1 protein-coding gene is annotated in these 2,140 nt (G+C 40.0%); it reads left to right on the top strand.

What is annotated here, in order from left to right:
• Positions 1-243: 243 nt before the first annotated feature.
• Positions 244-1,908, top strand: coding sequence for a fatty acid kinase catalytic subunit FakA (fakA, locus tag CD126_RS09830; RefSeq protein ID WP_103370409.1), 1,665 nt, complete (start codon positions 244-246; stop codon positions 1,906-1,908).
• Positions 1,909-2,140: the final 232 nt, after the last annotated feature.

Here is a 2,140-nt window from a genome sequence, read left to right as displayed (position 1 = left end):
CTTCCATATTGTGGAGAAGTATAAGAAAATAATTATATATAGATTACTCTAGCTCTGTGTACGATTCAAACAGGCAACACAGGGCCTCCCAGTCATTTTATACAAAGGAAAAAATTAAATTTAAAAACGATAAATGAAGATCAATCGTTATCAATATATAATAGAAATATTGTAGAGCGAGAACGGGAAATCGCGTTATACATAGAAATTACGTTGAGAAGACGAGTAGGAGGATATAAGCAAATGGTAAGGTATATCGATGGTAAATTATTTGCGAAGATGATTGAACAAGGAGCGAAAAATTTATCAAACAATGTAAACTTAATCGACTCATTAAACGTCTATCCAGTTCCTGATGGTGACACTGGAACGAATATGAACTTGACTATGACATCAGGGAATGAGGCTGTCTCTAATCAAGCGTCTTCTCACATTGGACAAGTAGGACAAGTCTTCGCGAAAGGCTTACTCATGGGCGCGCGTGGTAATTCAGGAGTGATTCTTTCACAAATCTTTCGCGGGTTCTGCCAACGTATTGAGCAAGATGCTGAAATTGACGTGCCACTGCTTGCTAAAGCGTTACAAGCAAGTGTAGAAACGGCATATCAAGCTATCGTGAAACCAGTGGAAGGTACGATTCTCACAGTTGCTAAAGACACTGCAGAGAAAGCGATGGCAGTTGCGGATAGCCATGAGGAGATGGAGACATTCTTCCAGACAATCATTGAAGCGGCTAACCAATCATTAGAGAACACGCCGAATTTGCTCCCAGTGTTGAAAGAAGTCGGTGTCGTTGATAGCGGAGGTAAGGGCTTAGTTACCGTGTTGGAAGGTTTCTTAGCAGCCCTTAAAGGTGAGACGATTGAAGCACGTACTTCTAGTGTCTCTGAAAATGTTGCAGATGTAGATCTTGAAGCAGAAGCACATGATTTTCATGGCGTGATGAATACTGAAGACATCCAATACGGCTATTGTACAGAAGTGATGGCGCGTTTTGACGACGCAGGTAAAACATTCGATGAACAGCAATTTAGAGAAGATATGAGCGCGTTTGGTGACTCATTGCTCGTGATTAATGATGACGAGATTGTTAAAGTTCATGTACATTCGGAAAAACCTGGAGACGTTTTTAATTACGTACAACAATACGGTGAGCTCATTAAGTTAAAAGTTGAAAATATGCGCGAACAACATCGTGAAGTCGTGAAGAAAGAGCAAAATCAACAAGGTAATCAAGAAGACATCGCACAAGTAGAAACTGCAATCATCGCTATTTCAATGGGCGAAGGAATTTCCGAACTCTTTAAGTCGATGGGTGCCACTCATATTATTAGTGGTGGTCAAACGATGAATCCATCCACCGAAGATATCGTGAAAGTGATCGAGCAGTCAGGTTGTGAACGTGCGATGATCCTACCAAACAATAAGAACATCATCTTAGCGAGTGAACAAGCTGCAGAGATGGTTCAAGCTGAGACCGTAGTTATTCCTACACGCTCAGTACCACAAGGCATCACTGCATTGTTTAATTTGGATCACGATGCTGAACTCTCTGAGAATAAAGAAGTGATGACGGAGGCTTTAGAAGCAGTCGTGTCTGGTGCAGTGACGACGGCGGTTCGAGATACACAAGTCGATGGCGTAACGATTAATGAGAATGATTATATCGGCTTAATGAATGATAAAATTGTAACGAGCGATGCGCAACTTACTGAAACATTGCATGGCTTGATGGAACAGATGGTCACTGATGACAGTGAAATCATTACGTTGATCTCAGGTCAGGATGCGAATGCGGAAGAAACGGAAGCATTGATAGAGTGGATTGAAGCGCAGTATCCTGAAGTTGAAATTGATGAACATGACGGACAACAACCGGTTTATCCGTATTTATTTGCAGTGGAATAACATTGAAAATGAGGTCGCGTTAATTTGGTAAAGCCTTAGAATTCAATTGCAGTAAATTTAATTCCACTATTCATCAGTCATTACAGATCAAATATTAGTGTAACGAGGATAGGACTTGGATTAACATTCAGGTTCATTATCCTCGTTTTTTAATATAATAATGAACTAAATACCTAAATATTCATTGTCCAATCACATTAAATACATATACTCTAAAATACTGATATGACAG

The sequence above is a fragment of the Staphylococcus pettenkoferi genome (genome assembly GCF_002902685.1).
Classification (GTDB): Bacteria; Bacillota; Bacilli; order Staphylococcales; family Staphylococcaceae; genus Staphylococcus; species Staphylococcus pettenkoferi.
The sequence above is the reverse complement of the archived record's forward strand: the minus strand, read 5'-3'. Positions and strand labels throughout refer to the sequence as shown.

Coding starts and splice junctions, on each gene's coding strand:
- fakA (WP_103370409.1), top strand. CDS start 244: ATGGTAAGGTATATCGATGGTAAATTATTTGCGAAGATGATTGAACAA.